The 16848-nt window shown below is 59.5% G+C and carries 15 protein-coding genes, 1 tRNA gene and 2 pseudogenes; 12 read left to right on the forward strand and 6 right to left on the reverse strand.

The window, feature by feature from the left end; translation table 11 throughout:
- The first annotated feature begins 34 nt into the window (after positions 1-34).
- Positions 35-781 carry an SDR family NAD(P)-dependent oxidoreductase gene (locus G5S42_RS11615; RefSeq protein ID WP_176106868.1) on the forward strand — a complete coding sequence of 249 codons (747 nt, stop codon included), beginning with the start codon at positions 35-37 and terminating at the stop codon, positions 779-781.
- A 144-nt stretch (positions 782-925) separates the two neighbouring features.
- On the forward strand, positions 926-2332 hold the full coding sequence (locus G5S42_RS11620; RefSeq protein WP_176106869.1) for an MFS transporter: 1407 nt from the start codon (positions 926-928) through the stop codon (positions 2330-2332).
- Between the two features lie 216 nt (positions 2333-2548).
- Here the strand turns inward: G5S42_RS11620 and G5S42_RS11625 are convergent, their stop codons facing one another.
- Positions 2549-3382 (reverse strand): IclR family transcriptional regulator, encoded by an 834-nt coding sequence (locus G5S42_RS11625; protein ID WP_176106870.1) that lies wholly within the window; start codon positions 3380-3382, stop codon positions 2549-2551.
- A gap of 299 nt (positions 3383-3681) precedes the next feature.
- Here G5S42_RS11625 and G5S42_RS11630 point away from each other — a divergent pair, with 299 nt between their 5' ends.
- From G5S42_RS11630 to G5S42_RS11645, 4 genes are all read left to right on the forward strand, one after another.
- Positions 3682-4383, forward strand: coding sequence for a cyclase family protein (locus G5S42_RS11630; RefSeq protein WP_176106871.1), 702 nt, complete (start codon positions 3682-3684; stop codon positions 4381-4383).
- A gap of 86 nt (positions 4384-4469) precedes the next feature.
- Positions 4470-5582, forward strand: coding sequence for a CobW family GTP-binding protein (locus tag G5S42_RS11635; RefSeq protein ID WP_176106872.1), 1113 nt, complete (start codon positions 4470-4472; stop codon positions 5580-5582).
- A gap of 18 nt (positions 5583-5600) precedes the next feature.
- Positions 5601-7049 carry an amidase gene (locus G5S42_RS11640; RefSeq protein ID WP_176106873.1) on the forward strand — a complete coding sequence of 483 codons (1449 nt, stop codon included), beginning with the start codon at positions 5601-5603 and terminating at the stop codon, positions 7047-7049.
- A 254-nt stretch (positions 7050-7303) separates the two neighbouring features.
- Positions 7304-7762, forward strand: a complete 459-nt coding sequence (locus tag G5S42_RS11645) for an MFS transporter (protein WP_176106874.1) — start codon at positions 7304-7306, stop codon at positions 7760-7762.
- 440 nt (positions 7763-8202) lie between these two features.
- On the opposite strand, the pseudogene G5S42_RS11650 reads toward G5S42_RS11645, so the two are convergent.
- The 3 genes and pseudogenes from G5S42_RS11650 to G5S42_RS11660 all read right to left on the reverse strand — a co-directional run.
- Positions 8203-8556, reverse strand: a pseudogene (locus tag G5S42_RS11650) (IS30 family transposase); the annotation flags it as partial.
- Between the two features lie 9 nt (positions 8557-8565).
- Positions 8566-9515 (reverse strand): annotated as a pseudogene (locus G5S42_RS11655) (tyrosine-type recombinase/integrase); the annotation flags it as partial.
- 173 nt (positions 9516-9688) lie between these two features.
- Positions 9689-9773: transfer RNA gene (locus tag G5S42_RS11660), tRNA-Leu, on the reverse strand.
- A 534-nt stretch (positions 9774-10307) separates the two neighbouring features.
- On the opposite strand from G5S42_RS11660, the gene yfcF reads away from it, so the two are divergent.
- The gene (gene yfcF, locus G5S42_RS11665; protein ID WP_176106875.1) at positions 10308-10940 is read left to right on the forward strand and encodes a glutathione transferase; all 633 of its coding nucleotides are present in this window, start codon (positions 10308-10310) and stop codon (positions 10938-10940) included.
- 108 nt (positions 10941-11048) lie between these two features.
- On the opposite strand, the gene G5S42_RS11670 is transcribed toward yfcF, so the two are convergent.
- Positions 11049-11207, reverse strand: a complete 159-nt coding sequence (locus G5S42_RS11670; RefSeq protein WP_176106876.1) for a hypothetical protein — start codon at positions 11205-11207, stop codon at positions 11049-11051.
- A 324-nt stretch (positions 11208-11531) separates the two neighbouring features.
- Here G5S42_RS11670 and G5S42_RS11675 point away from each other — a divergent pair, with 324 nt between their 5' ends.
- Entirely contained in the window at positions 11532-12257 is a 726-nt protein-coding gene (locus G5S42_RS11675; RefSeq protein ID WP_246391953.1) for a cytochrome c oxidase assembly protein, read from the forward strand.
- Positions 12254-12766 carry a HemJ family protein gene (locus tag G5S42_RS11680; RefSeq protein WP_176106877.1) on the forward strand — a complete coding sequence of 171 codons (513 nt, stop codon included), beginning with the start codon at positions 12254-12256 and terminating at the stop codon, positions 12764-12766. Before G5S42_RS11675 ends, G5S42_RS11680 begins: the two co-directional genes overlap by 4 nt.
- Here G5S42_RS11680 and G5S42_RS11685 read toward each other — a convergent pair.
- On the reverse strand, positions 12730-13197 hold the full coding sequence (locus G5S42_RS11685; protein WP_246391955.1) for a DUF2231 domain-containing protein: 468 nt from the start codon (positions 13195-13197) through the stop codon (positions 12730-12732). The genes G5S42_RS11680 and G5S42_RS11685 overlap by 37 nt on opposite strands.
- A 96-nt stretch (positions 13198-13293) precedes the next feature.
- Between G5S42_RS11685 and coxB the strand changes: the two genes are divergently transcribed.
- From coxB to G5S42_RS11700, 3 genes are read left to right on the forward strand one after another with little or no spacing between them, the layout of a single operon-like run.
- On the forward strand, positions 13294-13980 hold the full coding sequence (coxB, locus tag G5S42_RS11690; protein ID WP_176106879.1) for a cytochrome c oxidase subunit II: 687 nt from the start codon (positions 13294-13296) through the stop codon (positions 13978-13980).
- Positions 13977-16514 (forward strand): cytochrome c oxidase subunit I, encoded by a 2538-nt coding sequence (gene ctaD, locus G5S42_RS11695; RefSeq protein WP_176106880.1) that lies wholly within the window; start codon positions 13977-13979, stop codon positions 16512-16514. The genes coxB and ctaD overlap by 4 nt, the downstream gene beginning before the upstream one ends.
- The gene (locus tag G5S42_RS11700) at positions 16511-16846 is read left to right on the forward strand and encodes a hypothetical protein (RefSeq protein WP_176106881.1); all 336 of its coding nucleotides are present in this window, start codon (positions 16511-16513) and stop codon (positions 16844-16846) included. The genes ctaD and G5S42_RS11700 overlap by 4 nt, the downstream gene beginning before the upstream one ends.
- Positions 16847-16848 lie beyond the last annotated feature (2 nt).

Here is a 16848-nt window from a genome sequence, read left to right on the forward strand (position 1 = left end):
ATTCAACCGCTCATAATCACGTTTGGAGGAAATCATGAGCACCCTAACTGGTAAGACGGCTTTGGTAACAGGCGCTGCGCGCGGAATCGGGCAAGCCATCGCCCTGGCCTTCGCGAAGGAAGGCGCAGACGTCGCCGTACTTGATCGCCTAAAGGTAGACGCAGAGCACACCGCAGCACGTATTCGCGACCTCGGGGTGAGAGGCGTTGCTGTCTCCGCCGATGTTGGCGAAGAGTCGCAGGTGAACGCTGCGGTCGATACCGCAATCGCCGCGCTCGGCCGCATTGACATTCTGGTCAACAACGCGGGTATCGAGTCCGCATCGCTCGTCGCCGATATGCCCACGGATATGTGGGACAGAATGATGCTGATTAACCTGCGCAGTGTCTTCCTATGTACGCGAGCTGTCCTTCCTGGTATGCGCCAGCGCGAGCACGGCCGAATCATCAACATCAGCTCTCAGCTTGCACATAAAGGTGCGAAGGAACTTGCCCACTATGCCGCAGCGAAGGCTGGCGTAATTGGCTTTACCCGCTCGCTCGCGTATGAGGTGGCTGACCAGGGAATCACTGCGAACGCGATCTGTCCTGGACCGGTCGACACGGAACTGTTCCGCAGTCTTCCCGAAACGTTCCGACGCGCCAAGCTCGCGGAATTGCCGATCGGACGAGCAGCTTCCGTCGACGAAATCGCGCCTGCTGCCGTATTGCTTGCTTCCGAAGCCGGATCCTACTTCCTCGGCGCCACCATCAATCCAAATGGCGGCGACTACATGATCTGACAGCTGGCCGTAGTTCAGGCGCTATCTGCGCTCAAGCTAAGCCCACTCACCAATCCAAATGAATGACCAAACATGTTATTCAGTTGTCCTTCTTTAAACTGAATACAGGATTATTTATGCCGTGAGGCTAAGGATTAGTTCAAAATGGCCAAGTTCAAAAGCCCAAATGACTTTCGGGTCGATTCGATACTGCCGAGTGATGTAAAGCGAGCCACCGTCGTCGCTTTCTTCGCGTGGGTATTCGCAGTCTATGATTTCATCCTGTTTGGCACGCTCCTTCCAGAAATTGGAGCCCACTACAAGTGGGACGCTGCGGAGCAAGCCGAAATAGCAACCTTGGTTGCCGCCGGAACCGCGCTGATCGCGTTTGTAATCGGACCGATTCTCGATAAGGCGGGACGCAAGAACAGCCTCCTGTTCACCGTCGCCGGCGCTGCAGTCTGCTCCGGGCTCACTGTGGTTGGCGGATCTCTCGGGCGCTGGCCCCTGATTCTTATTCGCTCGCTCTCTGGTCTCGGGTATGCGGAAGAGACGGTCAATGCGACGTATTTGAACGAACTTTACACTGCGGCCAACGACGCGCGACTGAACAAGCGCAAGGGCTTCATCTATAGCCTGGTACAGGGTGGATGGCCGATCGGAGCGCTCGTCGCCGCTGGCCTCACGGCTTTGCTGTTGCCGAGGATAGGCTGGCAAGGCTGCTTCGTCTTCGCGACTTTCCCTGCAATAGTCATTTTCTTCATGACGCGACGTTTGAAGGAGAGCCCGCAGTTCCTGGTGCACAAGCACGTGAAGCATCTTCGTGACTGTGGTGAGGAAGAAGCTGCCCGCAAGATCGCAGCGCGTCACGGAATTGACTACGAGCAACATTCCTCGGCTGGTATCTGGGCGGCCTTCCGCGGCGAGTCGCTCCGTCCAACGCTGGTTCTCGGCGGCGGCTTTCTCTTGAACTGGTCCGCGATCCAGGTCTTCGGCGTGCTCGGCACGACGGTTTTGACGCAAGTCCACAACGTTTCGTTCGAGAACTCGCTGCTGATTCTCGTCCTGTCGAACGTGGTCGGGTACATCGGTTACCTTTCGCACGGCTTCATTGGCGACAAGATTGGCCGGCGAAACACTCTGGCGCTGGGATGGATGCTTGGCGGCTTCGCGTTCGCGGGGATGCTGTATGGCCCGCACGACCTCTACGTCGTGGTCGGTCTCTACAGCCTCGGCCTGTTCTTCCTGAACGGCCCGTACGCCGCTGCCCTGTTCTTCATCGGCGAAAGCTATCCGACCGCAATTCGTGGCACTGGCAGCGCAATTGTCCATGCGATGGGGCCGATTGGCGCAATTTTGGCCGGCCTTGGTATTACGGCGGCGCTTAGCTCGGGAAGCGACTGGCTTCACGCAGGCCTGTTCTTCGGCGCGGTTCCCTGCTTCCTCTCCGGTTTGCTGATCTTCGCGACGCGTCACGTTGATCCGGAAGAGCATACCTGGAGCGAGGCAGTGCCCGAACCGAGCCTGGTGGAGGCGCAGGAAAGCGGCCGCTATGGCGTTGTAATCGAATAAACCAGATCGACCTCAACGGCAGGCGCGCGAGACCTAACAACCGTGCGCCTGCATTTGCCCCCCGCTACAAGACTCCGCCGCCCGTGACGAGTCACCCAGCCGATACAACTCCCATCTGCCACATCCCCACATTGTCCGGAACTGATGGCGATGGTCTCACCGGGCCGAGTGCTTCGGGCCAGCCAGACCACCTACCTGGACCAAACGTCGTTCAAATTAGACGCGTCCGCGCAAATCCGTGGTGTCGAGGTTAGCCTGGTGCACGAGGTTCTGGATGACGCGCGACTCAGTGCGGAGAAGTGAAACGAGTTCTTGCTGCCGGGCCTGCGACAAGCTGCCTGCAAGTGCGGTTACGCTAAGCGCGGCGAGTGGAGCGCCACCGCTGTCCCGAATCACGGTGCCCACTCCGCTGAGACCGGGGATCAGACTGCTGTCGTGCGTTGCGTACCCGACGTCCTGACAATGCTTCACGATCTTGAGCAATGATGGCACCGACAACCCGCCATAGGTGAAGAGTCGCTTTGCGTTTGCATGGCAAATACGGGAAATCTCGTCATCCGGGAGAAGCATTAGCAGCGCGAGACTGCCTGCGCCCACCCCCAGCGGTCGATGCACGCCGATCTGTATGGCAGGTACAGTCACGGGTCCGCCGCCCTCAACTCTCGCGATCGAAATGGCGTCCGAGCCGCTACGAATGGTCAAGAACGCGACGTCCCCGGTCGACTGGGCGAGCCGCTTCAACGACGGCTCACAGATCGCCTGCAATTTGAACTGCGTTGCAGCAGTCAGGCCGAGTTCGTACAAGCCGTGGCCGAGCAAATACCGGCGCGTTTGCGGGTGCTGCATGACCAGCCCTTCCCTCACCAGACAACTCAAGATCCGGTGGATCGTCGGGCGCTCCAGCTTCAGTTGAGTGGCCAGGTCCGATAAGCGCAACCCGTGCACGCTGAATGATGCGATCTCTCGCAAGATCCGAGCTGCGCGTTCGATGCTCTGTGTTCCCGAACCTTTGCTCGTCGCTGACGATTGGCTCTCGGTTTCAATATCCATGTCGTAACGTGCCCACCAAAGTGATTATCCTACACCCTAATAGTCCGCATGGCGGACTCATTTTTGCGGGCGCCCCGTTGTTCCAGGAGATTTGGGAGGTTATGGTTGTATCGAAGGGACAGCATTGATTAAGCGAAGATTTGAGGGCATGCCAGAGAGCGCTACCCAATGCCTGACGACCGCGAGACGGGTGGTTATCTTTAGCCGTTGTCCGTATTGCGGATTTGTCGTGCAGCAGGTGCTCACCGCTACGCCTACCACCCGGTTCACTTCGAGAAACAGATATTAGGAGACTTACCATGCCGCAACGAATCGTAGACCTGACGTTGACCCTGGCGGACAACATGCCCGCACACAAGCTCTTTCAGCGGCCAATCATTGCGCCTCACCTCACTCATGAGAAGTCGCTCTCGTTGGGCCTGGGCGTGCCGGAGGACCCGATGACCTTCGCAACGACCTTCATCAGCACCTTGGATCACATCGCAACGCACGTCGACGCTTTTTATCACACGAACCCGAAGGGCCAACCAGTCGACGAGATGCCTCTGTCGATGTTCATGGGGAAAGCGGTCTGCCTGGACATGACGCACATCCCTGATCTTGGTGACATCGACGTCAGAGATCTTGAAGAAGGTGAGGAGAAGGCAGGGGTGAAGATTGACGGCCACATTGTGCTGATGAATACCGGTCTTCACAAGCGACACTATCCAGACCTGAAGGTCGTATGGAGCAACCCAGGTCTTACCGCTGAAGCAACCCATTGGCTTGCGGATCGCGGCTCCAGGTTGCATGGAGTGGAGGGGCCGTCCACGGACAAACCGTCGCATAACCTGTTTCCAAGCCATCGCGTATGTCGCGACCGGGGAATTACTCATTACGAATGGCTGGTCAATCTCGAGGAACTGGTCGGTAAAGGTGAGTTCATGTTCTACGGGCCGCCGCTTAAGATCCAAAACGGAAGCGGCTCGCCTGTCCGCGCCTGGGCTGTCCTCAACGACTGACCTTGTCAGCTGGTGTACCCAGCAACCCGGCGGGAATCGGATACGGGTTCCCGGCCGCACCTCCACGCAATCGAGCAGGCCACACCATGAACGCCTCCGCTGACAACGATCAACGCATCCCCATCACGCTTCTTACAGGTTTTCTCGGCGCAGGAAAAACCACCTTGGTGAACCGCATCCTGTCGAACCCCGACTCCAAGAAAATCGCGGTCATCGTGAACGAGTTCGGGGAAATCGGCATCGACGGCGACCTGATCAGCCGCGCGTCAGAGGACATGTTGGAGCTGAGTAACGGATGCATTTGTTGTTCCAGCAAGGATGACCTCATTGAGTCGCTGTACAAGCTATATATGCGAAAAGCGGGACTTGCTGAGCCCAAAATTCAGTTCGATCGCGTGCTTATCGAGACCACAGGGGTTGCAAATCCTCTGCCGCTTGCGCAAGCTTTCTACACGGATATGTCGCTGAATCTTACATACCGCCTGGACGCCATCGTGACGCTGGTCGATCTAAGGCATGTGGAAGGTCAGCTGGAGAACGCGCCAGAGGCTGAGCGGCAAATTGCACTTGCAGACAAGATCATATTCAATAAGCGTGACCTGGTTGATAGCGACCAATACCACTCCGCAGTCTCGCTGGTACAGGCACTGAATCCGATCGCAGCAAAGACTACTGTCCTTTTCGGCGACGTGCCTGCCGCCGAATTGCTCGATCTCGGCTTATTTGATCCGAGCACACGGGAACAATCAGTCACGGACTGGATCGGTATGGGGAGTGAATCGGAAGGCACGTCCGAGAGCGAGCCCTGTACCTTGTGCGCTTCTGGGAAACATCACCACTGCCACGAGGAACCACATCCCCATGCTGATGTGTCGTCCGTAAGTTTTCGTGAGCCTGATGCAGTTGATCACGAAAAGTTTCTCGCATTTTTGACACAACTGACACAGACCTACGGTACGAATCTTTATCGAGTCAAGGGGTTGATCAAGTTCTCTGGCGCGGACCGTCCCATCATCTTGCAGGGTGTTCAGAATGTCTTCAGCCCCCTTACGTACGCGGAAGCGTGGCCTCGAGGCCTATCAGAGACTCGCCTCGTCGTAATCGGAAAGCACCTCGAACGGGATGGGATCATTGCAGGTTTTAGGGCCTGCATCGCAAATAACCCCGACGTCGTGAAGCACGGCGTGGTCATGGTCTAGGCAAGAAGGTTTTTGAGAATGTACTCATTCGATTTCGCCACCGCGCTCGACATGCGCGATGCAATCGCGAAGAAGCGGATCTCGCCTGTCGAGCTGTTGAAGGATGTTTATGAGCGCATCGACGCGCTTGAGCCACGGTTAAACTGCTTCACAACGTTCACGCCGGAACTTGCCTTCGAAAGCGCTCGACGCGCTGAACAGGCCGTCATGAGAGGTGAGTCGCTCAGGCCGCTGCACGGACTCCCGGTCTCGGTGAAGGATCTAATCGCTGTCGGCGAGGTTTGTCAAACCTTTGGTTCGAGGGTAATGGCAGAGAATGTCGCCGGCGGCGACGCTCCTTCAGTTGAGCGGATAAAGGCGGCTGGAGCCTGTATCGTTGGCAAGACGACAACCAGCGAGTTCGGGTGCAAAGCCGTTGGGGACTCGCCCCTCACGGGGATTACCCGAAACCCCTGGAATCTGACCAGGACTCCCGGAGGCTCCAGCTGTGGCGCCGCATCGAGCGTCGCTGCCGGCATTACTCCGTTTGCCTTGGGTACGGACGGCGGCGGCTCGATTCGCACCCCCGCTTCATTTTGCGGAGTTTTCGGAATCAAGCCTCAGTTTGCGCGTGTACCGGTGTTTCCTGTGTCGGCAACGCCCACATTAGGCCATGTCGGCCCCCTTGCCAGAACCGTTCGGGACGCAGCGTTGCTGCTGTCTGTCATTGCCGGCGGAGACCCCCGCGATCCGTTTTCGCAGCAGGGTGCAGTTCCGGATTTCCTGGGCGCGTGCCAACAACCCGTGGAAGGTATGCGCATCGCGTGGAGTCCAACTCTTGGCTACGCAAGGGCTGACGCCGAAGTAGAGAAAATCGCCGAAACCGCGGTCCGCACGTTCGAGGATATGGGTTGTGAAGTAGTCCTTCTAGAGACTGGAATCGGAGAAGACCCGGCTGACATATGGACGGCAGAATTCTATGCCGGGGTAGGAACGCGTTTGCATGGCACGCTTCTTGAGTCCCGAGAACTACTGGACAAAGGAGTAGCCGGTGTGCTCGACAACGCTCTTGAACAGAGCCTGTTGCAGTATTACGGACGTGTTTTCGAGCGCTACGAATTCCGCGAAAGGGTTCGAACCGTATTTGAACCTTTCGACCTTCTGCTGTCACCTACTGTTCCCATACCGGCGTTCGACATTGGCATTGACGTCCCCGGACAGTCGCAGGGACGGAACCTTTGCACGTGGCAGTACTACACCTATCCGTTCAACCTGACCGGTCAGCCCGCTGCGTCAATCCCAGTCGGCTTTACAGCCAGTGGCCTTCCCGTAGGGCTGCAAATGGTCGCCAAAACCGGCTGTGAGACGGAAATTTTCCGCGCGGCCGCTGCGTTCGAGAGCGCTCGCCCCTGGCTTCACAAAGCACCACCAATAAACGGGGGAACGGACCGGGAATATACAAGAACAGGATCGTGTCAGCGACTTTGAGGAGATAGAGCTCGGATCGGATTGAAGTGCAGTTCTTGGGCCTGCGAGGATCAAGATCGACGACTCTGATGACATGAGCCGGATGACTAGCTTCGCAACCTCTTTGGACGCAGACCTAATTGCCGATACGAGCGCCTGCTGGCCGTCGTCGATCCCGCACTTAAGCGCTGACGAATGATCTGGCAGCATGCGAAAATTCGTGCACAAAGTGTGCTGATAGATGTACAACTTTCTCTAATTGGTATTGACGTCGCATGCAGGCCTATCTCGCAGTCGCGCTGGTGTTCATGATCAACATGGCAGGCACGACGCTGCCGACGGCGATCTATCATGATTACCAGACCGCCTTCGGCTTTAGTCCGGCGACCATCACAGTGATCTTCGCGAGCTATGCGGTCGGCGTGCTCGGCGCGTTGCTGACGATAGGAAACTGGTCCGATCAGCTGGGTCGCAACCGCATGCTCATGACCGGTCTCGCGGCATCCGCCGTCTCCGCGCCGCACTCCGCGTTGGCGAATGTGGACACGCAGACACGCATTCAGATTCATCCACATCTATCCAGATCAACGCTGTCCCAGCGGACAGAATCTCGGAGACGATCCAACCATAGATTCCTTCGATTACACAACGATCTTCGGCGGTTGCGGCTCGTGCCATCGCGATCACATCTTCTCGCTTGCGGGCGGTGTTGTAACCACTTGGCTCCCAGTTGAACAGGTCAAGACCAACCCAGTTGTCACCGTGCGAAGCGGCGAGCTGCTCGGAGAGCCAGCCTTTACCAGAGCCCGAATTTCCAATTACCAAGGTCCTGGCCGGATTCATACCCGATGGCTCACTATGTTTTGTGCTTGGAGGATTTTCTTCTAAGGCACAGCTGGCTCTTAAGGGGGCATTGCGTGATGCGGCCCCATCCTCGATCTTCGCGCCCGATATCGGCTACTGGGACGTTTTTCCGGGTCATCGAGAACGATTTCAATTCATGTCCGGCTTACGCCAGTAGAATATTAGGACCATGACTTGCGCGTTAGTTCTGGCGACGGACCTTATTGCTATTCAGCCGTCGAGCGGTTGATGGACGATGGACCGATGGCAGCGGTGGAGAGAAACGACGTCCAGCTTCGCGAATCGAATGACCGTTTGCTGGGGGGCGGATTCAACCGGTCGATGCAATAGTTTGGTTAAACCGCTCGGCTGGCGTTCCGTAGTTCAGTGTCTTCCTCGGACGTTCATTGAGGCGTCTTGCCACAGCATTGAGTTTGGCCTGTGAATACACTGACAGGTCGGTACCTTTCGGGAAGTACTGCCTCAACAGTCCATTCGTGTTCTCGTTCGACCCACGCTGCCAGGGATGTTGGGGGTCGCAGAAGTAGACCGCAATGTCAGTGGCAATAGTAAAGCGTTTGTGGCTGGTCATCTCCGTGCCGCGATCACAGGTTAGCGATTTGGAGAGTTCCTGCGGCAATTTGCAGGCATGTTTGATGAGCGCATTGGCAACCACCTCGCTGTCCTTGCTGGTCGCGTTGATTGTGACTTCACTCATTGGACGCTTGCGATCGCGCGCGCCCGGGAACACGTATAAACCATTGCCGGTCAACGCCTTGAGTTCCCGCAAGATAGCGACGGCCTGTGCAGCGAGCGGTACAAGATGAGCCGTATCAGTTTTCGTCACCGCATAGCGCCATTCGGCGCGGTCCAGATTTATGTGGCTCCATTCTGCCTTACGAAGCTCGCCAGGCCGGACGAACAGCATCGGAGCAAGTCTGAGCGCGCAGAAAACCGGAAATGTGCCGCTAAAGCCGTCGAACGCGCGCAGCATTTCACCTACTTTGTCCGGTTCAATGATCGACGCGAAGTGGGTTGTTTGCGCGGGTGGAATAGCCCCAACAAGATCGCGGGCTGGGTCCGACTTGCAGAAGTTCTCTTTGATCGCATATCGAAAGACTCGGCTAATTTCTCCGCGCAAGCGATGGGCGGTATAGCGCGCGCCGCGGCTATCGACGCGTTTCAGAGTCTCAAGAATCTCTGGGGCATCAATCTCGGAAATGGGACGTTTGCCGAGCCACGGGAACGCATCGTTCTTGAAACGCGCGAGCGTGTTCTCATGCTGGTGAGGTTCTACGTAGGATTTACGTTCTTGCATCCATGCCAATGCAATCGCTTCAAACGTATTGCCTGCTGCGAGTCGGGCTGCACGCTTATCAGCCTTTTTACCGCACTTGGGTCCATGCCCGCAGCTAGTCTCGCACAGACCTCGTCGCGCTTCTTCCGTGCCGCAGCCAATGACACATCCGGATAAACGCCGAGAGCGAGTGTTTTGTCCTTGCCCGCGAACCGGTAATTCATACGCCAGTATTTGGCGCCAGACTTGTCCAGCTGGAGGTACATGCGACCACCATCGGACAACCGATTGCCGGCGCCCTCTGGGTTGTAACGTGCGGTCCGCACCTGTGTGTCGGTGAGCGGCATGGTGGTATCTCCTGCACTATCACAGCAGAAATTCAGCCGATACCACCAAAAATGCCACCAATTGCGCTGGCTGTCCCAGCACTTCACCGCACAATGCAGGAAACAAAAAAACCCGCGAAGCCTTGTGCTGTCGCGGGTTTCCGTATTTCTCCGGAACTTGCCGGAATATACTTTGGTGCCCAGGGCGGGATTTGAACCCACACGCCTTTCGGCGCTACCCCCTCAAGATAGTGCGTCTACCAATTTCGCCACCTGGGCAGAGGGGCGCCATTGTATCAGCTAAAAATTTTTTTTGAAGCCCCTCGCGTGATTTTGTTCGGCGGCTGAGATACCGGAGGAAGAAACGATGTGGTCTCACGCAGTAACGCACCCCGACGACCGATTCAAACGCTGCCCGTCGTCTCGCAACAGCTAGTAAGGTTTGACGTTAGTGGGCCGCTACTCCGGGGAATGCGGCAAATGGTGGGCCGCTATGCTCGCGCGCTGATGCGCTGAAAGAGCGCCCTCCACTGCGAACACACCATGTCACCACGACGCACACATTCTTCGCGACTTCGGTATCGTCTTCTTCTCGCGTCGCTGCTGACGTCGCTATCCATGCTGCAGGGTTGCGCAACGACGGCGGAAAATCTTGCTGTAGGTTTTGGTCTCGGCGCAGTCGGCACCGTGTCGGCATTAGGCTGCCTGCTGGCCTGCGAGATGGCCAATCCGCACTGGTGAAAGGCCGCACGGCATGCAACGGGCGGTTAGTATTCCAATCTCGACATCGTTGACTAACGAAACGGAGCCCGTATGCCACAAGACCGCCTCCACCTGTACACCGACACCCAATTCGCGAGCCCCTACGCGATGTCCGTCTTCGTGACGCGGCGCGAGAAGCGCTTGCCGTTCGACCTTTCGACCATCGATCTTGCGAGCAAAGCAAATCTCGCCGCCGACTACGCGGCCCTTTCAATGACGCAGCGCGTGCCGACGCTGATACACGAAGACTTTGCGCTATCGGAGTCCTCGGCGATCACCGAGTACCTCGAAGACACTTTCCCGGACACTCCGGTCTATCCGCAAGATCGGCGTCTGCGCGCACGAGCGCGCCAGGTGCAAGCCTGGCTGCGCAGCGATCTGCTGCCGATTCGCGAAGAGCGTTCCACCGAAGTCATTTTCTACGGATCGAGCGGCGGCCCGCTTTCGTCGCGCGCACAGGAAGCGGCTCAAAAACTCTTCGCCGCCGCCGATGCATTGCTTCCAGCCAATTCGCCAAATCTGTTCGGCGAGTGGTGCATCGCCGATATGGACCTCGCATTGATGCTCAATCGCCTCGTGCTGAATGGGGATCCCGTTCCGCACAAGCTCAACGACTACGCCACACAACAATGGCAGCGCGCTAGCGTGCAGCAGTGGGTCCGACTGGAGCGTCCAGCGCTATAACTCGATCGGCGTGGCTGCATGCCACGCCGAAAAACCGTCAATAGAAGTGGCAAAGACCAGCAACATATCTGAATAGAGAAGCATTAAAAGATGCAGTAAAAGCGAATATTACATTCGCGTTTTATCAGACCGTCGCTGCTCCGCCATTGCCCGATTTCGCGCCCGCTCCCTTTGCTGCCTGACGCGCAGGATGCTGACAACAATCAGCACGATCGCAAGCAATGACAATTCGATGATTGCGGGAATTCGAATGGGATCATGAAACATGGCGGGCCTCCGTCACATGATTTCATCATAGTATGCTGGGCAGGCCGCGCCTGAAGTATTGCGCCGCACCATTGCAATCTTATCGCCGCCAATACATCAGCGCTTATCCCGCTGGCAAAAAAGAGTGCGAGCGACAAATTGAAAACATTCTGTCACGCAAAACTTACACGAGTCAGATAGCCGTCCCTAAACAGCTTATTTGCGCTAGAGTACACAAGCGATCAGTTGGATCGTGAGCCGTCCCGACATTTCAAAGGTGTTATCTGTCACGCTTTTGCTTGCGTGTACTAAAGAAGCACCTGGACTCGTTGAAGACATCGCGCCATGCCATATTTTCCTGTCGCCTACTGTGGTCCCGCGGCTGTCCCCGAGAGCTTGTGGTTGCGCTGGAATACCGATCCGCCATTGCTGGTCGCGCTCGCGGCGTTCGCATGGGTCGTGGCCAGCGGCCGCTCGGCGAATGCACGGGCGGGATGGGGCGCCGTCGCGCTGATGGCCCTCGTGTTCGTGTCGCCGCTTTGCGCGTTGTCCTCGGCATTGTTCTCCGCGCGCGTCACTCATCACGTCATGTTGATCGCTGCAGTAGCTCCACTGCTCACCCTTGCGTTTCCGTTGCCGCGCCTCGCGTATCCGCCGCTTGTACCCGTGGTCGCAGCGCATGCCGTGATCATCTGGCTGTGGCATGCACCGGGGCCCTATGCGTGGGGACTGTCGAGCGTACCCGGCTACTGGCTGATGCAGGTCACTTTGCTTGGCAGTGCATGGCTCATGTGGCGCAGCATCTTCTCGCCGTCGCTGCCGACCGGCCCCGCGCTGATGGCGCTGGTCGCGACGATCGGCCATATGGGTTTGCTCGGCGCGTTGATCGTGTTCGCGCCGGTGCCGCTCTACGTCGCGCACTTCGCGACCACCGCCGCGTGGGGACTTACGCCGCTCGCCGACCAGCAACTCGCCGGGCTGTTGATGTGGGTACTGGCGATGATCCCTTATCTCGCGGCAGGACTTTGGCTCGTCTGGTCAAGCCTGCGCGTCAGAGAGCCCGCGCTGTGACGACCCTTCTGAAGTTCGTTCATCTGGCCGCGATCGCGATCTGGTCGGGTGGTTTGCTCGTGCTGCCGTATCTGTTCTGGCAGCGTCGCGGGCTCGCGGCCGGCAGCGAGCTCGACCGGCTGCATCGCATCACGCGTCTCGTGTTCGTGGAACTGACTTCGCCCGCCGCTTTCGTCGCGATTGCGAGCGGCACCGCGCTGATTTTTCTGCAGGCCACCTTCGTCGAATGGTTCACCGCGAAGATGGTGTTCGTCGGCATCATGGCGATGCTGCACGTACTGGCCGGCCTCGTACTGCACGATCTGTATCTGCCCGACGGCCGCTTCAGCCGTGCCTCGGCGATCGCGCTGACCATCGCTTATCTGGTTGTGATCGTCGCGATCATCTGGATCGTGCTGGCCAAGCCCCACATCGACTCGAACCTGCTGGCCCCGCATCTGTTCGAGCCCGGCGGACTTGGCCGATGGCTGCATCACTCCTTTGGCGAAACGAGAATCCCCACGCCATGATCGAACACGAGCTTGCCCCCATGCCAGCCGGCGAAGCCCGTCATTACCGAGCTGAGCACCGACAGCAAGAGCCCATGCGGCAGGATCTCATCGGGGTAGTAAAGACGCACACCCCAGTTCGCTCCCGCGAGCGCGACGAGCGTCATCGCGGCGACCGCATGCGACCAGCTTGCTTCCTTCAGGCGGATGCCGCGCACCAGCAGCAGTTCCGCGGTACCGACCACGCTCGCGGCCACGCCGCTCCAGAACGCGAAGCCGGCGGCCCACAAGCCGGCGCGAACCCAGAACGGGTCGCCCGTCCACCAGTAGATCACGTCGACGCCCAACGTCGCGACGACGAACGCGATCGGGAAATGCACCATCATCACGTGAATCGGATGACCGACGAGCGCCACCGCCGAGCCCTTGTCGAGCCGCAACAGCTCAAGCATCACTTCGCTTCGCGTCTCATTTCCAGGATTACGTTTGTTTGCCATGGTGGTGTGCCCTCGCATCGAATGTCTGGTGCTGCAAACCATCATAGCTGCTTGCGTCCGGCGGTCCAAGCCGCATCGCTCGCCGCGTTGTCCGGCTGCAGCGGGCCGCTGTCGACGCTCGAGCCGTCGGGTCCGGCCGCCGCATCGATCGCCGGGCTATGGTGGGTGATGCTGGCCGGCGCCGCGATCCTGTTCGCGATGGTGCTCGTACTGTTTCTGCTGACGGTGTTCCGGCCCGGCTGGGGCTCGCATGTGTCATCCGCGCGCTGGATCGCGCTCGGCGGTCTCGTGCTGCCCGCGGTGATCCTGATCCCGTTGATCTGCTATGCGCTATACGCGGGCGAGTTGCTGTTGCCGTTGCGCGCGCACGCGCCCGCGCGCATCGAGGCGATCGCGCAGCAATGGCGATGGACCTTCCGCTACCCGGAACTGGGCAACGTCGAAACCGACAGCGTGCTGCATCTGCCCGCGCGCACGCCGGTCGACATCGTCGTGACCAGCATGGACGTCGTGCACGCGTTCTGGATTCCGCGCTTCGCGGGCAAGATCGACGCGGTGCCGGGCCACCACAACCTGCTGCGCATCGAGGCCGACGAGCCCGGCCGGTACGCCGGACAATGCAACGAGTTTTGCGGCATCGGTCACGCGGGGATGCACTTCACCGTGATCGTCGATCGTCCGGAAGATTTTCCGGCTGCTGTCAAAAGCGCCGCCGCCAACGGGGAGGTGAAGAAATGAGTGTGCCCGTCGAGCCGCCATCACAGGGCATCACCGCGCTGCGGCTGCATCGCCAGCTTGCCGCGATCTGGGACACCGGGCCGGGCGTACAGAAGCTCGCCGCGGTCAATCATACGGTTCTCGGCATGCGCATGATGATCACGTCGTTCGTGTTCTTCGCGATCGCCGGGATTCTCGGCATGCTTACGCGCGTGCAACTCGCGACACCGCATGCGGCCTTCATGGATGTCGAGACCTATAACCAGGTCTTCACGATGCATGGATCGATGATGCTGTTCCTGTTCGCGATCCCGATGGTCGAAAGCTTCGCGGTCTATCTGACGCCGAAGATTCTCGGCACGCGCGACTTCGCGTTTCCGCGCCTGACGGCTTACGGCTACTGGTGCTATCTGTTCGGCGGCACGATCCTGACCGTGGCGCTGATTCTGCGCAGCGCGCCCGACGGCGGCTGGTTCATGTACACGCCGCTCAGCTCCAACGTGTACACGCCCGGACTGAACGCCGACGTCTGGCTGCTCGGCATCACGTTCGTCGAGATTTCGGCATTGTCGCTCGCGATGGAAATCGTCGTTTCGATCCTGAAGATGCGGGCGCCGGGCATGTCGCTCGATCGGATGCCGATCTTCGCGTGGTACATCCTCGTCACCGCGATGATGATGATCGTCGCGTTTCCGCCGCTGATCCTCGGCTCGATCCTGCTCGAGGTGGAGCGCGCGTTCAACCTGCCGTTCTTCGATCCGACGCGCGGCGGCGATCCGCTGCTATGGCAGCACCTGTTCTGGCTATTCGGCCACCCGGACGTCTACATCATCTTCCTGCCGATGGCCGGCGTGCTGTCGACGATGATTCCCGTGTTCGCGCGACGCCGCCTGATCGGCTATCGCGCGATCGTCGTCGCGATCATCGCGCTCGCGTTCCTGAGCTTCGGCATCTGGGTGCACCATATGTTCACGGTGGGCATTCCGCATCTGGCGCTCGCGTTCTTCTCGGCGGGCTCGGCGATCGTCGCGGTGCCCACCGCGATCCAGTTCTTCGCGTGGCTCGCCACGCTGTCGCACGGCCGCCCGCGCTGGGATGTGCCGATGCTGTACATCTTCGGCTTCTTCTTCGTGTTCACATGCGGCGGGCTCACAGGCGTGATGCTCGCGATCGTGCCGTTCGACTGGCAAGCGCACGACACCTACTTCGTCGTCGCGCACATGCACTACGTGGTGGCCGGCGCGCTGGCGTTTCCGATGCTCGCCGCGTTCTATTACTGGCTGCCGCTGCTGACCGGGCGCACCGCCGTGCATAAGCTTTCCGTGCCGGCGTTCTGGCTCGTGTTCATCGGCTTCAACATGACGTTCTTCATGATGCACCTGACCGGCCTGCTCGGCATGCCGCGACGCGTCTTCACGTATAGCGGCGACGAAGGCTGGAACGGGCTCAATCTGCTGTCGTCGGTGGGCAGCTTCGTGATGACGATCGGCTTCGCGCTCGTCGTGATCGACATCATCGTGCAATTGCGTTTCGGCCAACGCGTGCGGCGCAACCCGTGGCAATCGACCACCCTCGAATGGGCGATGCCGATTCCGCCCGCGCCGTACGCATTCGCGTCGATCCCGCACATCGACGCCGAAACCGAAAAGGTGTCCCCGGGCCAGCTGGCGACCTCGCTCGCACGCGGCGACGGCTACCTCGGCTTCACGCGCAACGGCTGGCAGGAGGCGCTAGGCGTGCATATGACTTCGGGCGAGGCCGAACAGCTGATCGTGCTGCCGAACTCGACGTATCTGCCGCTCGTCACTGCACTCGTGACGGCCGCGGCGGTGCTCGCGATGCTGTTCAAGTTCTATCTGCTGTCGGTCGCATTCGCGTTCGCGACGTTTGGTCTCTTCATCTACGCGGGCCAGAGCGCGGGGCACGCGCGCGATTACGGCGCGCTGCCGGTCGGCCGCGGCGTCAGCGTGCCGCCGCATACCGAGGTGGCCGGTGCGCCGTCATGGCTTTCGATGATCTGCGCGCTGGTCGCGGACGGCACGCTGTTCACGTCGCTGGTCTTCGGCACGTTCTATCTGTGGATCGCCGCGCCGAACTGGCCGGCTGCGGTCGCGCCGCATCCGAACCGTCTGCTCGCGCTCGTCGCGGCCGTCGCGCTCGCGGTGGCCGCAGCCGCCACGCGTGGCTCGTTGCGCGCGGCCGCCGCCGAGCGCAAACCGCACGGCACGATCGGGCTCTGCGCGATCGCGCTGATCATTGCGCTGGTCGCCTGCGTGATGCTGATCGACGGCGTGACACCGAATCCGCGCGAGCATGCGCTCGGCGCGACGGCGGCGGCGCTGCTCACGTATATCGCGGTTCACGCGGGCGTCGGGCTGCTGTTCCTGATCAGCAACGTGCTGCGTGTCGGCGCGGGCTTCGTTTCCGCGCGACGCCTGACCGATCTGCGCCTTACGCGCTTGTGGATCGATTACACGCTGGCGACGGGCGTCATCGCGCTCGGACTCGTGCTCGCGTTGCCGAGCCTCGTCGCCATGCTGGGAGCGAGACCATGAGCGCGCGTCCGCTTTCGCCGCGTCGGTTGTGGTGGCTCGCCGTCGGCTTCACGATCTGGTGTCTCGCGTTCGTGATCCTGTATGCGCTGCATGCAATTGGCTGCGCGTTCGCGTGGCCGGCCGGCCCGCTGCGCGCGAGTCTCGCGATCATTCTGCTGCTGCATTTGGTCGCAATCGGCTGGCTATGGCGCTATCGCGCCGCGACCCGCGACCCTGGGCCCGAACGTATCAGCTCGTTCGTGCATACCGTCGTCGTCTGGACCCTGATCGCGGCGCTGGTCGCGACCGTGATCACGTTCGGGCCCGCGCTGCTGCTCACCACCTGCGTCTGAAC

Source organism: Paraburkholderia youngii (assembly GCF_013366925.1).
GTDB lineage: Bacteria > Pseudomonadota > Gammaproteobacteria > Burkholderiales > Burkholderiaceae > Paraburkholderia > Paraburkholderia youngii.

Excerpts from the sequence above, each read along its gene's own strand:
- ctaD (WP_176106880.1), top strand. The coding sequence starts at position 13,977 with ATGAGTGTGCCCGTCGAGCCGCCATCACAGGGCATCACCGCGCTGCGG.
- G5S42_RS11615 (WP_176106868.1), top strand. The coding sequence starts at position 35 with ATGAGCACCCTAACTGGTAAGACGGCTTTGGTAACAGGCGCTGCGCGC.
- yfcF (WP_176106875.1), top strand. The coding sequence starts at position 10,308 with ATGCCACAAGACCGCCTCCACCTGTACACCGACACCCAATTCGCGAGC.
- G5S42_RS11645 (WP_176106874.1), top strand. The coding sequence starts at position 7,304 with ATGCAGGCCTATCTCGCAGTCGCGCTGGTGTTCATGATCAACATGGCA.
- G5S42_RS11700 (WP_176106881.1), top strand. The coding sequence starts at position 16,511 with ATGAGCGCGCGTCCGCTTTCGCCGCGTCGGTTGTGGTGGCTCGCCGTC.
- G5S42_RS11670 (WP_176106876.1), bottom strand. The coding sequence starts at position 11,207 with ATGTTTCATGATCCCATTCGAATTCCCGCAATCATCGAATTGTCATTG.
- G5S42_RS11620 (WP_176106869.1), top strand. The coding sequence starts at position 926 with ATGGCCAAGTTCAAAAGCCCAAATGACTTTCGGGTCGATTCGATACTG.
- G5S42_RS11625 (WP_176106870.1), bottom strand. The coding sequence starts at position 3,382 with ATGGATATTGAAACCGAGAGCCAATCGTCAGCGACGAGCAAAGGTTCG.
- G5S42_RS11630 (WP_176106871.1), top strand. The coding sequence starts at position 3,682 with ATGCCGCAACGAATCGTAGACCTGACGTTGACCCTGGCGGACAACATG.
- G5S42_RS11640 (WP_176106873.1), top strand. The coding sequence starts at position 5,601 with ATGTACTCATTCGATTTCGCCACCGCGCTCGACATGCGCGATGCAATC.
- G5S42_RS11635 (WP_176106872.1), top strand. The coding sequence starts at position 4,470 with ATGAACGCCTCCGCTGACAACGATCAACGCATCCCCATCACGCTTCTT.
- G5S42_RS11675 (WP_246391953.1), top strand. The coding sequence starts at position 11,532 with ATGCCATATTTTCCTGTCGCCTACTGTGGTCCCGCGGCTGTCCCCGAG.
- G5S42_RS11685 (WP_246391955.1), bottom strand. The coding sequence starts at position 13,197 with ATGCTTGAGCTGTTGCGGCTCGACAAGGGCTCGGCGGTGGCGCTCGTC.